This window comes from Pedobacter folensis (assembly GCF_056490665.1).
Genome location: NZ_JBWJIF010000004.1, coordinates 80,619 through 99,307 on the forward strand (window position 1 = coordinate 80,619; position 18,689 = coordinate 99,307).

Consider the following 18,689-nt stretch of genomic DNA (forward strand, 5'->3'; position numbering starts at 1 on the left):
GTTGTTATTGACAATAATTTTAAAAAAATAAAGTATGGCTTTTGATATAGACATGATTAAAAAGGTTTATGCAAACTTTGGCAGCCGCGTTGAGGCTGCGCGTAAAGTAGTTGGCAGACCTTTAACATTATCTGAAAAAATATTGTATGCGCACCTTTGGGATGGAGATCCTAAAACGGCATTTAAACGTGGCTCTGACTACGTAGATTTTGCACCAGATCGTGTTGCGATGCAGGATGCAACTGCGCAAATGGCATTATTGCAATTTATGCAGGCTGGCCGCCCACAGGTGGCTGTGCCTTCTACGGTTCACTGCGATCACTTGATTACAGCTAAAGAAGGTGCTGCTATAGATTTACCTCATGCCAAAACCGAAAGTGCCGAAGTTTTTGATTTCTTATCTTCTGTTTCGAATAAATACGGTATCGGTTTCTGGAAACCAGGAGCAGGTATTATTCACCAGGTTGTTTTAGAAAATTATGCTTTCCCGGGTGGAATGATGATCGGAACTGACTCGCACACTGTAAATGCAGGTGGTTTGGGTATGGTTGCCATTGGTGTGGGTGGTGCTGATGCCTGTGATGTAATGGCCGGTTTACCCTGGGAGCTTAAATTCCCTAAATTAATCGGTGTAAAATTAACAGGAAAATTAAACGGCTGGACCGCTGCCAAAGATGTAATTCTTAAAGTTGCGGGTATCCTTACCGTAAAAGGTGGTACCGGTGCAATTGTAGAATATTTTGGCGATGGCGCAACTTCAATGAGCTGTACCGGTAAAGGCACCATTTGTAACATGGGTGCCGAAATTGGTGCCACTACTTCTACTTTCGGATATGATGAAAGCATGGAACGTTATTTACGTGCTACCGGCAGAAATGAAGTTGCTGATGAAGCCAACAAAATTGCCGCATATTTAACAGGTGATGCGGAAGTTTATGCTGACCCTGAAAACTATTTTGATCAGGTGATTGAGATCGATTTAGATACTTTAGAGCCTTATTTAAACGGTCCTTTTACGCCAGATTTAGCTACTCCGGTTTCACAAATGAAAGTGGAGGCAGAGAAAAATGGCTGGCCTCTAAAGGTAGAATGGGGTTTAATTGGTTCTTGTACCAATTCTTCTTACGAGGATTTATCAAGAGCGGCTTCTATCGCTAACCAGGCCATTGCAAAAGGATTGGTAACTAAAGCTGACTTTGGCATTAACCCGGGTTCTGAGCAAGTACGTTATACTGCAGATCGCGATGGTTTCTTAAAAACTTTCGAAGATTTAAATGCAACCATTTTCACAAATGCCTGCGGACCATGTATTGGAATGTGGGACCGTACAGGTGCAGAAAAAGCAGAAAAAAATACCATTGTACACTCGTTTAACAGAAACTTTGCTAAACGTGCGGACGGTAACCCTAATACTTTCGCTTTCGTGGCTTCACCAGAAATGGTTGCCGCAATTGCCATTTCAGGTAATTTAGGCTTTAATCCATTAACTGATACATTAACCAACGACAAAGGCGAACAGGTTAAATTAGATCCACCTACTGGTTTTGAGTTGCCAACAAAAGGTTTCGCGGTAGAAGATGCAGGTTATCAGGCACCGGCAGCAGATGGTTCGTCCGTTCAGGTTTTGGTTTCTCCAACTTCACACCGTTTACAATTATTAGATCCATTTACCCCTTGGGAAGGTACTGACCTAAAAGGTTTGAAACTTTTAATCAAAGCTAAAGGTAAATGTACAACAGATCATATCTCGATGGCTGGTCCATGGTTAAAATTCCGTGGTCACTTAGATAACATTTCTAACAACATGCTTATTGGTGCAGTAAATTACTTCAACGATAAAACCGATAACGTTAAAAATGAATTAACTGGCGAGTATGGTCCGGTTCCAGCAACCCAACGCGATTACAAAGCGGCAGGTTTGGGATCTATCGTTGTTGGTGACGAAAACTATGGCGAAGGTTCATCTCGTGAGCATGCTGCTATGGAGCCCCGTCATTTAGGTGTTCGTGCTGTATTGGTAAAATCTTTTGCCCGTATCCACGAAACCAACCTGAAGAAACAAGGCATGTTAGGGTTAACTTTTGCTGATAAAGATGATTACGATAAAATTTTAGAAGATGATACCATCGATATCTTAGGCTTAACAGAATTTACACCAGACCAGCCATTAACCTTAGTGTTACACCATGCAGATGGTACGCAAGAGTCGTTCCCGGTTAACCACAGTTATAATGCACAACAAATTGATTGGTTTAAAGCGGGTGGTGCACTCAATATTATTCGGGCTGAGGCTGCTGCGAAAGCTGCGCTTTAATCGTCTTGTAAGTACATAGTCTTTAGTCCTAAGTCTAAAGCCAAAATATCAATCCCGTTGTGTTAAATCAGAACGGGATTTTTTTATTTGGAAACTACCATATTAGTTCTATTTTTGCCAGTAAAATAAACTAATCAAATTAATGAAAAAGCTCTTTCTTTGTGCCATTACGGCCATGACTTTCTTTTGTGCAAAAGCACAGGATGCCCAAAACACAATCAAAATCAACCCTTTAAGTGCGTTACTAAAAACAGGTTCTGTATTTTATGAACGTAAATTGAACGATGGCGTTTCTTTACAACTGGGTGTAGCCTATACCGGTTTAAAACTGGATGATGTTAAATTTACCGGTGTTGCCATTACACCAGAAGTTCGCTTCTACTTGAAACAAAAAGCAATTAGCGGCTTGTATGCAGCTCCTTTCCTGAGATACCAGGATTATACGGTTACCGATGGTACTGATAAAGGAAATTATAATTCATTTGGTGGCGGTGCATTAATCGGACGCCAATGGGTATATGGCAGTGGTTTTGTATTGGATATTTTCTTTGGTCCAAGTTATAATAATGGAAATTATAAAGCTACACAAGGCAACAATGAACCTGATATTAAAGGCGGTATTGAAGGTTTCGGACTTCGTACTGGTATTGCTTTAGGTTTCGGCTTTTAATTAGATATTCTTTTAAAAAAAATCCCGTACTGTTAAGTCAGGACGGGATTTTTTATTTTAGAAGGGACAAAGTCTGGATAGAGATGTTAATTCCCTTGCAGTACATGAACTCTATAGCCCCGGACGTAGCGGCATCCCTGAAGTGTAGCGCAAGGATACAGCGGAGCACGGGAACAGACTTTAATAGCTGCTACTGGCCTTGCGCTTGAAACGAAAATCTTTGTTTTTTGTTGAAAATCGGCTTCATTCCCTGTCGGTTCCAGTAGTCCTTCTTTCCGCTTTTATCTTTTTGTGTTGGTGAGTGAATTGTTTTTGGTTGTGCAACAAAAAGGATAAGCGCTTCAATAAGGTTTATTAAACAAAGGCCTGTGCATTAAAAGCACAAGTACACTATTGAAGAAAATTTTGCCTAATTTTTGCAGTCATCGGGTAACTAGCCCCGGGCACAGCGGCATCCCTGAAGCACAGCGAAAGGATACAGCGGAGCACGGGAGCAAGCCTTAATAGCTGCTACTGGCCTTGCGCTTCAAAAGAAAATCTTTATTTTTGTTGAAAATCGGCTTCATTGCCTGTCGGTTTGGGTAGTCCTTCTTTCCGCTTTTATCTTTTTGTGCTGCTAAGTGAATTGTTTTTGGTTGTGCAACAAAAAGAATAAGCGCTACAATAAGGTTTATTGAACAAAGCCTGTGCATTAAAAGCACAAGTACAATATTGAAGAAAATTTTGCCTAATTTTTGCAGTCATCGGGTAACTAGCCCCGGGCACAGCGGCATCCCTGAAGCGCAGCGAAAGGATATAGCGGAGCACGGGAACAGACTTTAATAGCTGCTACCGGCCTTGCGCTTCAAATGATGTTGTAAATAATTGCATTATGCTTTTGGAACTATTCAAACTCATAACCACAATCATAACAGTGGTGGCACTTATTGGCCTTAATCGGCGTCGTTAAAGTTAAAAAAGCAAGTACAGTTGCCCAAATGCTATATTTTTTATCTGTAGCCATTCCATACCCCACATTGGTCGAACCACATTTCTCACAAAGCGTTTTATTATCTCCTGATTCATCCTCTTCAATAATGTCCTCCGATGAATCAAAGCCTAAACTATGGTCTTCGGCCAATAAAGCATTAATGGCCGCCACATCTCTTTCAAAAACAATAAGTTTTACACCACCAATAGCCTGATTGTAAAGTGGATTTAACGTGGCCACATTTTCATCGGCCAGGAAGCAGGCAAATCCACTGTCTTCCAATTTAGCCTTAATAATATTGGCCTCCATCGGATTATAATAGGTGCTGTAAACTACTGTTCTATCGTTCATAAATCAAACTTAAGAATTTGTTTAATAATGAAGAAGAAAACAGCGAAATATCAACTAACTTTTTAGGAAGTTCTGCCACCAATATCCGGAATCTTTAATGCTGCGTTCCTGAGTTTTAAAATCATTATAAATTAACCCAAACCTTGCCGTAAAGCCCTCTGCCCATTCAAAATTATCCATTAATGTCCAGGCCATGTAACCTGTTACATGTATGCCTTCCTTTTTAAGTTTTAACAGTGCTTTTAAATAAAGTTTAAAATATTCAATGCGTTCAGGATCTTCTACCTTGCCATTGATTAATTTATCGTGATAAGCGGCGCCATTCTCGGTGATCAGGATATTTTTGATATTTGGATAGGCAGCAAACTGTTTAACGATATTATAAAAACTATCTGCATTTACCTCCCACCCCATTGCAGTGTGGGGCTTTTTTCTACTTTTGGCTTTTACCTCCCAGGCCTGAACAACCGGAATAAAGGCATTATATCTAACCACCAGCGGAAAATAATTTTGAAGACCAATAAAGTCAAAATCGAATTTCATGCGTTCATGAAGTCGCCAGGTACCGTATTCGATCTGAAATTTCTCTAACACATCCCAATTGGCAGTTGGAAAACCCATGCCCTGGGTAGGCTCTACAAAAAGCCGGTTCATTAAGCAATCAACCCTCCTGGCAGCAAGCACATCACTATCACTTTGGGTACTGGGAATTATTTCTGAGCAAGAAAAAGTAGTTCCGATATTGGCTTTGCTAATTTCAGCACGTAAAATTTTACCGCCATCGGCCTGGGCAAGTGCCGTATGTAATACTGCTGAAAAGAAATTGCTTAAGCCTGTTTTTCCCGGCGCATGAACCCCAAGCATGTATCCCAAAGAGGTATAACCGAAAGGCTCATTCAATACAATCCAGTTTTTTACCTTATCGCCATATTCTAAAGCGCAAATACTCACAAAAGCATTAAAAGCCGCGTTAATGCTAAAGCTGGTCCAGCCGCCCTCATCTTCTAAAGCCTGAGGCAAATCCCAGTGATAAAGGGTTACGTAGGGTGTGATCCCCTGGGTTAAACACTCATCAATAAGATTGTGATAAAAACGGATACCTTCCTGGTTAATCTCTCCCCTGCCTGCAGGCAAAATCCGCGACCAGGCAATGGAAAATCTAAAAACTTTAAAGCCCAGCAGTTTAACTAAAGCGAGGTCTTCGGCATATCGGTGATAAAAATCGCAGGCGGGATCTAATTTATGGTTCTTCTTTATTTTTCCATTTTTCGCCGTAAATGTATCCCAAATGGATGGGCCTTTACCATACTGGGTAGCAGTACCTTCTATCTGGGCTGCAGCGGTAGCCACACCCCATAAAAAATTTTGACCAAAATCACTTGCGTTAATCATTCGTTATCAATTAATTGCCATAAGTTGCGAGTTTAATATTAACAAATCATTAACAATCGAAATGATTCGAAATGAAAACATTTTTTAATATTTTTACCTAATGCGCTACTTCTCATTAATTTCTTTTCTATTGGTAATACTAAACCTCGCTGCCTTTGGAAAATTTACACCACCCATTAATGATGAACTGATAAATGCCATAAATATTACCAATACCAGTGCATATTGCAGCGGTGATGCCGAATTTAACAATTTAGAAGCTAGCCCAAGCAATTATAATAAAGCTTTAAACTGGCAGACTGTTGGAAAGGATGTTTGGTTTAAGTTTACCGCATCTAAATTTGATGTAAATATTTCTGTGAGCGGAAAAATTAACGCCAATAGCGCAAACACTTTAATTGATCCATTGGTTTCCTTATATTCATTTGATGCCGCAACTGGTTTTATAAGCGAGCTACCTGGCACGCAAGCCACATCAAACAATGTTATTTCTTTATACAAAGGGGCTTTAACAGTAGGCCAGGTTTACTATGTTAGGATAAGCGCAGCAAATGATGCTACCGGTACTTTTAAACTTTGTATCGATAATTATTTCCCGCCCGTAAAACCAGGACAAGATTGCGGGACATTTTCCGTATTATGCACAAAAGAAACCTTTACCCAGTTAAATGTAACAGGCTCAGGAGCAAACAACCACGAATCGGCGGGAACCTGCCTGGGTACCGAATCGAACTCTGCCTGGTATATGTTTAAAGCCTCTGCACCCGGCGACTTTACTTTTGTGATTACACCTACAGTAACTACAAACGACATTGACTGGATTTTTTACGATTTAGGTGTAAACGGCGACTGTAGTAAAATAGATGCAGCAAATGCTATCCGATGTGCCTCGGGAAGTGGTGTTACCTGTAATCCCTCCTATTACAAAACCGGCTTAAGTATGACGGAAACTGATTTGACAGAAGCGCCAAATTGTCCCGCTGGTCAAAATGGTTTTGTGAAATATGTAGAGCTGCAACAAGACCATGTTTATGCCTTACTAATCGATAATTTTTCTGGCGGGAATAATGGCTTTACATTAGAATTTGGAGGTACTGCCGATTTTGCTGGCCCTACAGCGGAGATTGATGTTCAGAAACTAAATCCCTGTACCGATAGCCAGGCGTATATTTTCGAAAGCAAAGCATCAAATTTCGCCTCATTAAAATGGTCGTTTGGCGAAGGCGCAAGTTTGGCATCAGCTACCACCGCCGGGCCATTTACCGTAACATACAGCACCCCTGGAGAGAAAGTTGTGGTTTTAGAAGCCAAAGGCACTAACGGATGTAATGTAGTGACCACGCAAACTTTTATTGTTGCAAATACGCCCGAAAAACCTCCAATAACAGCTTCGAATGTTAATTTATGCCAGGGAGATGTATTAAAATTATCAACTCCTTTTATAAATTTAGCCACTTACCACTGGTCGGGGCCAAATTTTAGTTCAACACAACAAAATCCTGAAATCCCGGTAAGCGGACCAGAAATAGTTGGAACATACAAACTTTATATTCAGGTTGGAGATTGTGTGAGTGAAGTAAATTCGATCGATATTTTATCAGTCGATTTGAAGCCTGAAGCCATGTTTTCGATTGAAGTTAATAACAGATGCGAAACAAACCAATCTTATTCGTTGATTAATACTTCTAAAAATTATACAAAGCTTACCTGGGATTTTGGCACCGGCGTAAAAAGTCAGGTTGACACCGGTAACGATAGCAAAGTATTAACCTTTACTGATCCGGGGCCTAAAACCATCACCTTAACGGTTGAAACCGATAATGGCTGCATTTCTATTTTTAAAAAAGATATTCTGGTGGAATTGAAGCCCGAAAAACCAGAAATCAGTATCAATCAGGCTTTGTTTTGTTTAAAAGATGTGATAAAATTATCTGTGCCGGCACAAGAAGGTATTTCTTATGCCTGGAGCGGACCAAACCATTATACCGCAATCACAAATGCCATTGAAATTCCGGTAACAGATCTTAATCTGGCAGGTACGTATCAGGTTGTATTAACATCGGGCACCTGTAATTCCGAAGCTGCAACCATTGTTATTCCGGCCATTGCCAGGATTCCGGTTGCTCAGTTTTATACTGAACCCACATTTAACACTAAGTTTTCTGCTCCGGTACCCATAACATTTACCAATACCTCGCTTTATGGTGATTTTTATGAATGGAATTTTGGCGATGGTTTTATCACTGCAGAACAAAACCCTACCCATATTTATCAAACCGATGGATTATTCAGGATCACTTTAACTGCATTCTCTAAAAACGGCTGTGCAAATGCTATTACCCAGGGCGACCTGATCATCAAAAAAAATGCATCTACATTTGTTCCAAATGCATTTTCGCCAAATGGCGATGGAATTAATGATGAACTGGTTATTGGCGTAACCAACCTCAAGAAATATAGCATTCAGATTTACAACCGCCTGGGCAGTCAGGTTTTCTTTACCAATAATATATTCGAAAACTGGAACGGTACTTTTAAAGGCAACCAGCTCCCTGTTGGCGTATATTATTATATTATATTGGGTACCAACATATCGAATAATTCGGTTAAGTACTCTGGCTCAATAACCCTCCTCAGGTAATTTAACAATGTATTCAGGTTAGCAGTTAAGGTGCTTTAAATACGGTAGTATCCTGGGCAATTTTAGGCACCGTGTAATTTCCGGTATCTAAACTTACTTTAGGCAATAGTTTTTTTATACTGGCTAAATCGGCTTTACTGATACCGGTTTGATATACATACAGAAATTTTAAATTTTTAAGTTTCTGTAACTGATTAATCCCCTTTACCGTAATTTTTGTCCCCACCAAACTCAACGATTGTAACTGATCTAAGTCTTTAAGCGATGCTAAACCCGCATCTGTTACCTCCGTGTTGTTTAAGTTTAACCTGGTTAAGTTTTTGCAATCCTTTATTGCCGTTAAGGTTTGATCATTTACCTTATTGTTTTCCAGCTTAAGCCAAAGGAGTTGTTTTTCGATCGATTTTATCAAGTCTAAAACATCCTTCCCCATCGATTGCGCATTAATAAAATTGGCTGAAAGATAGTTGGTATTCTGGGCAACGGGAAATACCGTAATCCCTGCATCAGTAAATTTTTTCAATACTTTATTGTCTACAGCTGAAACCTCCTGAGCTGGAATATCACTGACTTTGATTTGCTCAGCACCACTTTCGCCTTTTTGCAGGCTGGCTAAAATTGTTTTTATATTTTCTGGCTGAGGGAGATCTTTAAATTTCTTTTTAAAATCAGCACCATTATCAATCCACCATTTTAACAAGGCAATCTCGTTGGTGGTAAGTTGGGGTTTTTCTTTAGGCGCCATATGGTCTTCATCATTCAATGGCAATAAAATCCGTTTCATCAGCTCACTATCGTCGGCTTTACCCTTTACAATGGTATGCCCATCTTCTCCACCCTTTAAAATATATTCCTCCTGGTCTAACCTCAGCTTACCTTTCTGCTTTTCGCTGCCATGGCAGCTATAACATCTATTTTTAAAGAGTGGCTGAATGGCATTTTGGTAAACAAAGGCTTCCTGAACATTGGGAATTGGCGGAATAGCTGCCCCCCCTTTAGTACTGCCCGATTTTAACGGTGCAGTTAAATAATCAGAACCATGGGTTAAAGAACCACCCAAATGCCCCGTAATCGAAATGAGGACGACAAGAACTGCAGCAATTGTGCCCAATATGGCATTCGATTTAACTTTCCGATAGATGATCCACAAGATAAAAGACAAAACAGCAACACTAATGCCCATCCATTGGTGATTGCTCACCAGTTTACCATCATAATCGCCACCATTGGCCAATAAATAACCTGTAATGCAAGATACTACAGCACTTAATGCACCCAGAAGCAGCATAATAGGAATGGCCGGTTTTAGGTTAATAAATTTTGTAGTAAATGATAAGAGCATACAAATACAGCCAAGTAACAAAATCCCGATAGGAAGGTGGACAAAAACCGGGTGAAAGCGCCCAAAAAATTCTAGCATCTTATTGATATCTCTTTCTTAATAAATTCATCATGTAAACATTTATTGCCCATTGATCGGCAACAGGTTGGCGTGTATAAGGCAAGGTAGGCATATAATCAGCCGGGCCAAATTCAGTAAGAATGGTCATGCGTTCGCCGTTTTTCTTTTTCCGTGCGATAATTTTGTCCCACCAGGCGAGGTGTGCTTCTACCACTTTTGCCCATTCTGGTGCCCTTGGATCGTTTACCTGTGGCCCTTCCGGGTGCCCAACACGCGAGTGGATATGTTCTGCCTTTTCTAAAATGAAATCGATGGTTTGTTTCTGATCAGACAATAAACTTTCGTGCACATTACACCAATGCGAAATATCTAAAGTAAATCTCAGTTCCGGATTTTTCTCCGCAAAGTTTTTGGCAACATGTGCTGCAAACATCATACGGCTACGATGCGTTTCGTGATAAATTGGTATACCCGACGATTTGCTTTTCGCTGTTGCGTAATCGATAATCTTTTTGTTTTCTTCGTAAGTGAAATAATCTTTTCCCGAATGGCAATTGATGTAAACTGGTTTTTGATAAGTATTGGCACAAATGGCATCTACATTTTGTTTAAAAGTGGCTAAATGCTCCGTTATATTCGCCTGATATCCGGCGCATAAAAATCCTACTTCTAATTTATATTTCTTTAACGCATCAAAAAGTTCTTTTATCGCTTTTTCTTCACCGGGCCACCATACTTCAATACCTTCATAGCCTTCTTTTTTTGCTGCTGCGCAAAATTCATCTCTTGTACCGCCAAAACCCCAATCGGTTTGCATAAATAATAATTCGTAGCCGGCTTTTGCTTTTATATTTTTAAGTTCATTAGCACTCATGTTTTGGATAGGGGCTAAAATTGAAGCTGCCGTTACAACAGCTGTATTTTGTAAGAATTTTCTTCTGGTTTGGCTCATTCGTTTACTTGTTATTAGTTCATTGGTTCACTTGTCATTAGTTCATTTGTAGATTGGTCATTAGTTTATTGGTAACTCATTGGGTTAATCGACTGTGGACTCCGGACTTCTGACTCCTGACTTCCGACTCCCGGCTTAAGCCACAATCTCTGATATTACCTTACCTGCCACATCGGTTAACCTAAACGGCCGGCCCTGGAAAGGATAGGTAAATTGTTCATGATCGAATCCCAACTGGTTTAAAATGGTCGCCTGAATATCGAAGGCATCGACTTTTCCACTTACCGCACTGTAACCAATTTCATCTGTTTCTCCATGTGTAAAGCCTTTTTTCACACCTCCGCCGGCCATCCATATGGTAAATGCTTCTGTATGGTGATCTCTACCTTTAAATGGGTTTTGTATACCATTTCGGTTTTCCATCATTGGGGTACGGCCAAATTCTCCTCCCCAAACGACCAGGGTTTCTTCTAATAAACCACGTTGTTTTAAATCGAGCAATAAAGCGGTAATTGGCCTGTCAATGGTTCTGCATTTATTCTTCAGTCCGATATTAAGTGAGTTGTTTGGGCTATCTCCATGTGCATCCCAGCCCCAGTCGAATAACTGGATATAACGTACGCCTTTTTCTACCAGTTTACGGGCAAGCAGTACATTATTGGCAAAACAGGCTTTACCGGGTTGCGTGCCGTACATTTCGTGGATGTAAGCAGGTTCATCGTTGATATTCATCACCTCTGGTGCCGAAATCTGCATGCGGTAAGCCATTTCATATTGTGCGATCCGCGATAAAATTTCGGGATCGTTATACTCCTGATATTGTTGTTCGTTGGCTTTATTAATGGCTTCGATAGAGGCTTTTCTCAAATCGCGGTTCATCCCATCCGGATCTTTAATAAACAGTACCGGATCTCCTTCACTCCGGCATTGTACACCCTGATAAACGGATGGTAAAAAACCACTTCCCCAAACACTTTTTCCTGCATCGGGGAAACTACCTCCACTGGTCAATACTACATATCCAGGTAAATTCTGGTTTTCTGATCCTAAACCATAAGTTACCCAGCTTCCCATACTCGGCCTGCCTAATCGCGGTGAACCGGTATGCACCAGCAACTGCGCCGGAGCATGATTAAACTGATCCGTTTTTACCGCTTTCAAAAAGCTTACTTCATCTACCATGGTAGAAAAGTGTGGTAAATTATCGCTAACCAAAGCACCCGATTGGCCATATTTGGCAAAAGTAGCCTGTGGACCTAACATTTTAGGTACTCCGGTTATAAAAGCAAATTTTTTCCCGGCGAGTAATGACGGAGGACAATCCTGGCCATCCATTTTCATCAACTCGGGTTTAAAATCAAATAATTCTAATTGAGATGGAGCGCCTGCCATGTGCAAATAAATTACACTTCGTGCCTTGCCTACAAGTGGTGGTGATTTTGGTAATAATGGATGCGCAGGATCGTAAGCGATCTTGGTTTGCGGACTTGAAAAAAGATTACCACAGCTACCCAGTAACGAACCCATTGCCAAAGCACCCAAACCCATTGCACTTTCTTTTAAAAAATGACGTCGCGAGTGCAGGCGTGCATTTGCTTCATGCGCTTCTTTAATTAACCTATGTGCGTTTAATTCGTCTCTTGTCATAACCGGTCAAATCAATTTTTAGTAACCACTTCATCCAGATTAAGCATGGCATTGGCCACGAGTACCATTGCCGCATCTTCTGGCTTATATTTCTTTTGCTTATCGCCCATAAATGCCGATACACTTGCCGAATTTTTTCTAAACTCGCCAAAGGCTTTGGCATACAGGTCTTCAAATACTTTTAATCTGTTTTGAGGGATCGTTTTGTATAAGATCAATTCATAACCCTTTGCAATTTTCGATTTGCTGGTGCTTCCACCCACTTTTTCCATGCGCACGGCCAGTTTCCTGGCTAAATCAATATACACACTGTCATTTAAGGTTACCAGGGCTTGTAAAGGTGTATTGGTGCGAATACGGCGCGGACTACAAACCACCCGCGATGCACCATCGAAAGCAATAGCAGATGGATATGGTGCTGTTCTCTTCCAATAGGTATAAATTCCCCTGCGGTATTGTTCTTCTCCGCCACTTAACACCCATTTGGCACCACTATAAGGCGAGAACCAGATGCCTTCAGGCTGCCAGGGCATTACCGGTGGTCCGTACATTTTATTACTTAATACTCCACAAACCGCAAGACTTTGATCTCTTATTTGCTCGGCACTTAACCTGATGCGGGAGCCCCTGGCGTAAAACTTATTAAACAGATCTTTTTCTTTCAGTTCTTCTGTTACCTTACTGTCTTGCCTGTAAGTGGCCATCATTACCAGTTCCTTCAACATTTTTTTAACACTCCAGTTATATTTGTACATAAACTGATAAGCCATAAAATCTAAAAGTTCCTGGTGGGTTGGCGCCATTCCCTGGGTACCCATATCTTCTAAAGTTTCTACCAAACCTGCTCCATACAACTGCTCCCACAATCTGTTTACCATGGTCCTGGATACGAGCGGATTTCTTTTATCGGTAAGCCACATGGCTAAACCCATCCTGTTATCTGGTGCATTTTTAGGCATGGCAAATGACAGAGAATTAGGTACACCAACTTTAACTTCTTTGCCTTTCGAAGTCCACGCACCACGTTCAAACACATAATTTTTACGTTGCATGCTCAGTGGATTTTCAACCATGATTGGTGTAGTGGGCACATTTGCATTCATTAAACCAGTAAACCTTTTTTTGTTGACCAAATAATCAGGTTTACCTTTTCCAGGAAACTGTCTGGTAAAATAAAACCAATCGAAGTACAACATAAATTCGTCAGGATTTTTTACCGAAGGATTGGTATATTTTAAATACACATCTTGTACCCCACTTTGTTTTGCAAAATCAACTTCTACATTTTCATAGCCCTTGGTTTGGCCCACTTTCCACGATTTTACAACAGGACCATTTGGTGAACCTAAATGCAGGCTCATAGTACCATCTGGCTTGCTACAATTGTAGCGTAAAATTAACTGATCAACATTATTAAGGTCGACTGATTTTAATCTTGCCGAAGAGCTATTTTTGAAAAACAACGCAATGTTATTATTACCGATTACCGAATTAACCAACTGATCGGCTGTAGTAGAATTTATTGCTGGCTGACCGGTTTTTAAGAATAAATCAACTTCGGCAGCTCTTTCTTTACCCGCAACCGTTTTAACCCAGCTGGTTAAATGATTGAGCTCGTTTTTAAGGCTATCATTAAAATCTTTAAGCAAAGGGTACTCTGCTGAAACGTCTTCATCTCTTGTATTGTTAAAATACGACATGAATTTATAATATTCATCATGTTTAAAGGGATCGTATGGGTGGCTATGGCATTGTACGCAAGAAAAAGTGGTACTCATTAAACCTTCCCAGGTGGCATTTACACGGTCTAATACCGCTGCTGTTCTAAACTCTTCATTATTGGTTCCCCCCTCATCATTGGTTGGGGTATTTCGGCTAAATGCAGTAGCAATATATTGGGCATCAGTTGGGTTTGGGAATAAATCACCAGCGATCTGATCAGTAATAAAACGATCGTAGGGCATATCGCGGTTAAAGGCTTTAATCACCCAGTCGCGATAGCTCCAGATATTTCGGTTAGGATCGCTCTCATAACCTTTGGTATCGGCATAACGCGCTATATCCAGCCACATCGATGCCCATCGCTCGCCAAATTTAGGCGAAGCCAGTAAACTATCAACCAGCACCTTGTAGGCTGCCTGCTCATCTTTGCTATTCAAATAAAATTTGGCCAGTTTGTCTGAAGGATAAGTACCGATCAAATCTAAACTTACTCTCCTCAATAAGGTGGCCTTATCAGCAGTTTTAGATGGCTCCAGTTTATTTTCTTCTAGTTTCGCAAAAATAAATTTATCCAGATCGTTGCGTATCCAACTGTTATCTACATCTGGTAATTCAGTAGGTTTTACACTAACATAAGCCCAATGGTTACCCCATTTTGCACCTTGCTTTATCCAGCCACTCAGGATATCGATCTCCTCATTATTTAGCGCCGGGTGCTTATATGGCATCCTTTCTTCAGGATCGTTAGATTTTAACCGTTTAATAAATTCGCTATCCTCCGGATGGCCTGGAATAATTGCCGGTTTGCCGCTTTTGGTTTTAGCCAAAGCCTCTTCCCGAAACAATACACTAAAACCGCCCTGCTGCTTAACGCCGCCATGGCAAGAAATACATTTTTTATTTAAAATGGGCTTAACCTGCGAATTAAAATCGATCTCTTTCTCAGAAGAAAAGAGTGAAAAAGCAATTAAACCTATAGCGACTAAGGTAAAGCCGGATGCAAATAATATTTTCCTTTTTAATAACATTTGGTCAGTATTCAATTCAGTGGTAATTCCGGCAGTTCTTAGTGTTAAAGACCCAGCAGAACCCTGAAAATGAAATTATTTATTTTGTGCTTAATATTTTTAGGCGTGATCTAATCAAATGTCCTTATAAAAGCTATAAACAAAAATGTATTAAGTTGCGAAAAAGATGGACTATATTACTTTTAAAATATGTAATTTAGTGAAAAACACAAGTGATGAACGAAAAGGCTAATGCAAAAAAAGATGGGTTCGAATATGAAAGGACTATTATCATTCCACGAAACGTAATTAGCAAGCAATGCATTGGAAATGAAATCATAAGCAATTTATACCTCACCAATATTGGCCTTTACCCTAAAGCCCTAAACCATTATCGAAAAAGGGCAAACGGATCAGAACAGCATATTTTAATTTACTGTTCCGACGGAAAAGGTAGTGTAACATTAGAAAATACTACTTATCATATTGAGGCCGGCAACTACATTATTATCCCCAAAAAAACAGCTCATGTTTATCAGGCTGATTTAATTTTACCATGGACAATTTACTGGTTCCATTTTTCGGGTACCGGTGCTGATGCCTTAGTAGCACAATTACAAAATTATAAGGGATATGCCGGATTTAGTGAAGAACGAAACACCATTTTTAATACGATATATAGCCGCCTTGAGCGGGGTTTTAGCCGAGAGAATATTGTTTATGCCAATTTGTGCTTCCACCAGTACATTGCCGAGGTGGTTTATACCGATAAACATCTTGTTAATGATAAAATTATGGAACCCGATAAGGTTGAAGAGCTTATAGATTTTATGCGAAATAACATCGAAAAAATACTTACATTAAAAGAAATGGCGCTGGCTGTTTACCTATCGCCATCATATTTATCGGCTATATTTAAAAAGAAAACAGGTACTTCTCCTATCGATTACTTTAACCAGCTTAAAATTCAGAAAACCACACAGTATTTACTTTTTACCAACCTCCGAATTAACGAAATTGCACTAAAAATAGGCATCAGCGATCCTTACTATTTTAGCCGCCTGTTTTCAAGCATCATGGGTATTTCACCAAAACAGTATAGGGATAATAGGTTTAACTAGTAAAAGCAAATCCTGTACCTTTTAGATAGAAATAACTAACCCCCTGTTTCTCTTCCGTCCTGATGTTATAATTTGTTTGTGACTAAAACTATATTAATCCAATGTCAAACCAATTTCCTTTAATAAAATTGCCGCATTAAAGGTTTTACAAGGCCCTTGCTTCAATAGATAATCAAACTTCATTTCGCCTTCAGTAATCTGGATATCGAAGTGAAAATTACGGACGGTTTCTGGGTAATCCACAATCAGATCGGCTAACTGTAAATCGTGGGTAGCAAAAAGTGCAGGTGTTTTTTCGGCAATCAACTTCTGTACAAAAACCTTCGAGCCTAAATATTTATCACGACTGTTTGTACCGCGCAGCATTTCGTCAATCAATACAAAAGTATCTTTGTCTTTCACCACATGATCCAAGATCATTTTCAGGCGGTTTAGCTCTGCTTTAAAAGTAGAGGTACTTTCGTTCAGCGAATCTTTAATCCGCATATAGGTATTGATCGAAAAAACAGATAATTGCATTTCTTTGGCACAAACCGGCGCACCGGCATAAGCCAATACCATATTAATGCCTAAAGTCCGTAGAAAAGTACTTTTACCCGCCATGTTAGAGCCTGTTACAATATCTACTGTTGGTTTTGCTTCCAAATGAAAATCGTTATTCACCCTTATTTGCGCTGGAATAAGCGGATGGCCAATATGCGTGGTGGCTAATGCAAACTGATCGCTAAGTACAGGAAAAACCCAATCAGATTGATTATAGGCCGTTGTAGCCAGCGAAATCAGCTCTTCAAAATCGCCTAAGTGGTCAAGGGCCGAAACCACATCCCTTGATGAAGATTTATACCAAATATCTAAACTGATGCAGCATTTTAAATCCCAAAGCAAAAGCGCATTTAATACACCACCAACCAGGAGATTCAGCCTGGCATCAAAATTCTGGATAATTTTAGACAATGCTTTAATTTCTTTGCTAACCGGGATTTTTGAGTCTAGTAAATTTAAGGTATAAACGCTTTTCCAGCTTTGATTCTCTGTCCATAAAATAGCCCTGGCATAACCATTTAACAAACCCGAACTTCCACCGAAACAATAAAATACTTTATTAATCTTTGCGCCTAACCATACGTTCCATCCCGTGTGTATGACAAACAGAAGTGCCAGCACTTTCCAAAAAACACCGCTGACAAAAACAGCGGCCAATATCAATGTGATAGAAATATAAGGCACGAGTTTAACATAAAACCTCATCAACCTGCTCTTTACAAATTCCAATTGTGCACCCAACTGGTGTTTAAGCTGTATTTTAATCTGCTCTATTTTATTGGGATCGTAGCCATGCAGATTAGCCCTGAAACTATAGGTTTCTGCTATCTTTTCCCTTATTTCATTTACAGCTTCCTGGCGGAGTAATATCCGGTCTCTGGTCGATTTTTCTGCGAAATTTTTAGCCAGTACGTTATTCCCGTTTTTGGTACTACAACGGTTAATCAGGGCAAACAATGATGCGCTACCAAAAATATCAAGATCAGCAGTATAAGGATGCAGTTCAGATTCGAAAGCCTGACCATGGTCGTATCCGTTAGCGACACCATTTAAAACATTCCATTCATTCTGATAAACCCATAAGAGTTGCTTTTTATAATCAATTTCGCGGTCGAGCTGGCTTTGTCTGCGGACAATAAAAACGAAGGCAATTACAGGCAGCAGCAAACAAATCTGAATTAATGTCCGCAGGCTGTCGTCTGCCGAGCGCAGCAGCAAAACGAAAAATAAAATTTCAGCGAGGAATAAACCTATACGCATTAAAGAAAGCTGATCGATCCTTTTCTTGGTTTGATCTATATCTGCTGTAACCTGTTTAATTTTCTGATCGTAGTCGGCTATTATTTCTGCTTGTTGTTTTAACATGATATCGCTTCGGTGTATCTATTTTCGAAGGTATAAGATCGATAGATTGTATTTTTTGTTACAATTTTCTCTAAGTTTGAATCTCGAAATTCTAAAGATAGGCAAAATATTAAATGAAGATTACATTGATCGCCATTGGCAAAACAGAAGATAAATACCTGATTGAAGGAATTGATAAATACATCAACCGCTTAAAACATTATATTAACTTTAGTTTTGTGGCTTTGCCAGATGTAAAAAATGTTAAAAACCTAAGTGAAGCGCAGCAAAAGGCCAAGGAGGCCGAACTGTTGCACAAACAAATTAATAATGGCGATGTTGTTATTTTGCTGGATGAAAAAGGGAAAAAATATTCATCAGTAGAATTTTCGAATTACTTAAATAAACAGATGATTGGTAGTGTGCAGCATTTAATTTTTATTATTGGCGGCCCGTATGGATTTGATGAAAGCATTTACAAAAGAGCAAACGGTTTAATTTCCTTATCTGACATGACCTTTTCGCACCAAATGATCAGGTTGTTTTTTGTAGAGCAGCTTTACCGTGGATTTAGCATTTTAAAAGGCGAACCATATCACCACGCTTAGAGACG

12 protein-coding genes are annotated in these 18,689 nt (G+C 39.8%); 5 read left to right on the forward strand and 7 right to left on the reverse strand.

From position 1 onward, the window contains the following. Window positions 1-34 precede the first annotated feature (34 nt). Both AC04QZ_RS20020 and AC04QZ_RS20025 read left to right on the forward strand, forming a co-directional pair. Complete coding sequence (locus AC04QZ_RS20020; protein WP_478359200.1) at window positions 35-2,314, forward strand: aconitate hydratase; 2,280 nt, start codon at window positions 35-37, stop codon at window positions 2,312-2,314. Between the two features lie 142 nt (window positions 2,315-2,456). Next, window positions 2,457-2,984 (forward strand): DUF3575 domain-containing protein, encoded by a 528-nt coding sequence (locus tag AC04QZ_RS20025; RefSeq protein ID WP_086547668.1) that lies wholly within the window; start codon window positions 2,457-2,459, stop codon window positions 2,982-2,984. Window positions 2,985-3,867: 883 nt separating this feature from the next. Here AC04QZ_RS20025 and AC04QZ_RS20030 read toward each other — a convergent pair. Next, entirely contained in the window at window positions 3,868-4,305 is a 438-nt protein-coding gene (locus AC04QZ_RS20030; protein ID WP_478359201.1) for a putative signal transducing protein, read from the reverse strand. A gap of 54 nt (window positions 4,306-4,359) precedes the next feature. Then, window positions 4,360-5,697 carry a GH1 family beta-glucosidase gene (locus tag AC04QZ_RS20035; protein ID WP_478359202.1) on the reverse strand — a complete coding sequence of 446 codons (1,338 nt, stop codon included), beginning with the start codon at window positions 5,695-5,697 and terminating at the stop codon, window positions 4,360-4,362. A gap of 100 nt (window positions 5,698-5,797) precedes the next feature. On the opposite strand from AC04QZ_RS20035, the gene AC04QZ_RS20040 reads away from it, so the two are divergent. After that, entirely contained in the window at window positions 5,798-8,338 is a 2,541-nt protein-coding gene (locus AC04QZ_RS20040; protein WP_478359203.1) for a PKD domain-containing protein, read from the forward strand. A 25-nt stretch (window positions 8,339-8,363) separates the two neighbouring features. Here AC04QZ_RS20040 and AC04QZ_RS20045 read toward each other — a convergent pair whose 3' ends face one another. The 4 genes from AC04QZ_RS20045 to AC04QZ_RS20060 form a co-directional block, all read right to left on the reverse strand. Continuing rightward, window positions 8,364-9,758, reverse strand: a complete 1,395-nt coding sequence (locus AC04QZ_RS20045) for a c-type cytochrome domain-containing protein (protein WP_478359204.1) — start codon at window positions 9,756-9,758, stop codon at window positions 8,364-8,366. A 1-nt stretch (window position 9,759) separates the two neighbouring features. Further along, window positions 9,760-10,692 (reverse strand): sugar phosphate isomerase/epimerase family protein, encoded by a 933-nt coding sequence (locus AC04QZ_RS20050; RefSeq protein WP_478359205.1) that lies wholly within the window; start codon window positions 10,690-10,692, stop codon window positions 9,760-9,762. 135 nt (window positions 10,693-10,827) lie between these two features. Further along, window positions 10,828-12,339 (reverse strand): DUF1501 domain-containing protein, encoded by a 1,512-nt coding sequence (locus AC04QZ_RS20055; protein ID WP_478359206.1) that lies wholly within the window; start codon window positions 12,337-12,339, stop codon window positions 10,828-10,830. 11 nt (window positions 12,340-12,350) lie between these two features. Continuing rightward, complete coding sequence (locus tag AC04QZ_RS20060; RefSeq protein ID WP_478359207.1) at window positions 12,351-15,089, reverse strand: DUF1553 domain-containing protein; 2,739 nt, start codon at window positions 15,087-15,089, stop codon at window positions 12,351-12,353. 215 nt (window positions 15,090-15,304) lie between these two features. Here AC04QZ_RS20060 and AC04QZ_RS20065 point away from each other — a divergent pair, with 215 nt between their 5' ends. Continuing rightward, entirely contained in the window at window positions 15,305-16,189 is an 885-nt protein-coding gene (locus AC04QZ_RS20065) for an AraC family transcriptional regulator (protein ID WP_478359209.1), read from the forward strand. A 93-nt stretch (window positions 16,190-16,282) separates the two neighbouring features. Here the strand turns inward: AC04QZ_RS20065 and AC04QZ_RS20070 are convergent, their stop codons facing one another. Beyond that, window positions 16,283-18,097 carry a MutS-related protein gene (locus AC04QZ_RS20070; RefSeq protein WP_478359210.1) on the reverse strand — a complete coding sequence of 605 codons (1,815 nt, stop codon included), beginning with the start codon at window positions 18,095-18,097 and terminating at the stop codon, window positions 16,283-16,285. Between the two features lie 113 nt (window positions 18,098-18,210). Between AC04QZ_RS20070 and rlmH the strand changes: the two genes are divergently transcribed. Continuing rightward, window positions 18,211-18,684 carry a 23S rRNA (pseudouridine(1915)-N(3))-methyltransferase RlmH gene (gene rlmH / locus AC04QZ_RS20075; RefSeq protein WP_086547679.1) on the forward strand — a complete coding sequence of 158 codons (474 nt, stop codon included), beginning with the start codon at window positions 18,211-18,213 and terminating at the stop codon, window positions 18,682-18,684. Window positions 18,685-18,689: the final 5 nt, after the last annotated feature.

What these genes read in the sequence shown, in the direction of transcription:
- AC04QZ_RS20020 (WP_478359200.1), top strand. Translation starts at nt 35, where the DNA reads ATGGCTTTTGATATAGACATGATTAAAAAGGTTTATGCAAACTTTGGC.
- AC04QZ_RS20025 (WP_086547668.1), top strand. Translation starts at nt 2,457, where the DNA reads ATGAAAAAGCTCTTTCTTTGTGCCATTACGGCCATGACTTTCTTTTGT.
- AC04QZ_RS20030 (WP_478359201.1), bottom strand. Translation starts at nt 4,305, where the DNA reads ATGAACGATAGAACAGTAGTTTACAGCACCTATTATAATCCGATGGAG.
- AC04QZ_RS20035 (WP_478359202.1), bottom strand. Translation starts at nt 5,697, where the DNA reads ATGATTAACGCAAGTGATTTTGGTCAAAATTTTTTATGGGGTGTGGCT.
- AC04QZ_RS20040 (WP_478359203.1), top strand. Translation starts at nt 5,798, where the DNA reads ATGCGCTACTTCTCATTAATTTCTTTTCTATTGGTAATACTAAACCTC.
- AC04QZ_RS20045 (WP_478359204.1), bottom strand. Translation starts at nt 9,758, where the DNA reads ATGCTAGAATTTTTTGGGCGCTTTCACCCGGTTTTTGTCCACCTTCCT.
- AC04QZ_RS20050 (WP_478359205.1), bottom strand. Translation starts at nt 10,692, where the DNA reads ATGAGCCAAACCAGAAGAAAATTCTTACAAAATACAGCTGTTGTAACG.
- AC04QZ_RS20055 (WP_478359206.1), bottom strand. Translation starts at nt 12,339, where the DNA reads ATGACAAGAGACGAATTAAACGCACATAGGTTAATTAAAGAAGCGCAT.
- AC04QZ_RS20060 (WP_478359207.1), bottom strand. Translation starts at nt 15,089, where the DNA reads ATGTTATTAAAAAGGAAAATATTATTTGCATCCGGCTTTACCTTAGTC.
- AC04QZ_RS20065 (WP_478359209.1), top strand. Translation starts at nt 15,305, where the DNA reads ATGAACGAAAAGGCTAATGCAAAAAAAGATGGGTTCGAATATGAAAGG.
- AC04QZ_RS20070 (WP_478359210.1), bottom strand. Translation starts at nt 18,097, where the DNA reads ATGTTAAAACAACAAGCAGAAATAATAGCCGACTACGATCAGAAAATT.
- rlmH (WP_086547679.1), top strand. Translation starts at nt 18,211, where the DNA reads ATGAAGATTACATTGATCGCCATTGGCAAAACAGAAGATAAATACCTG.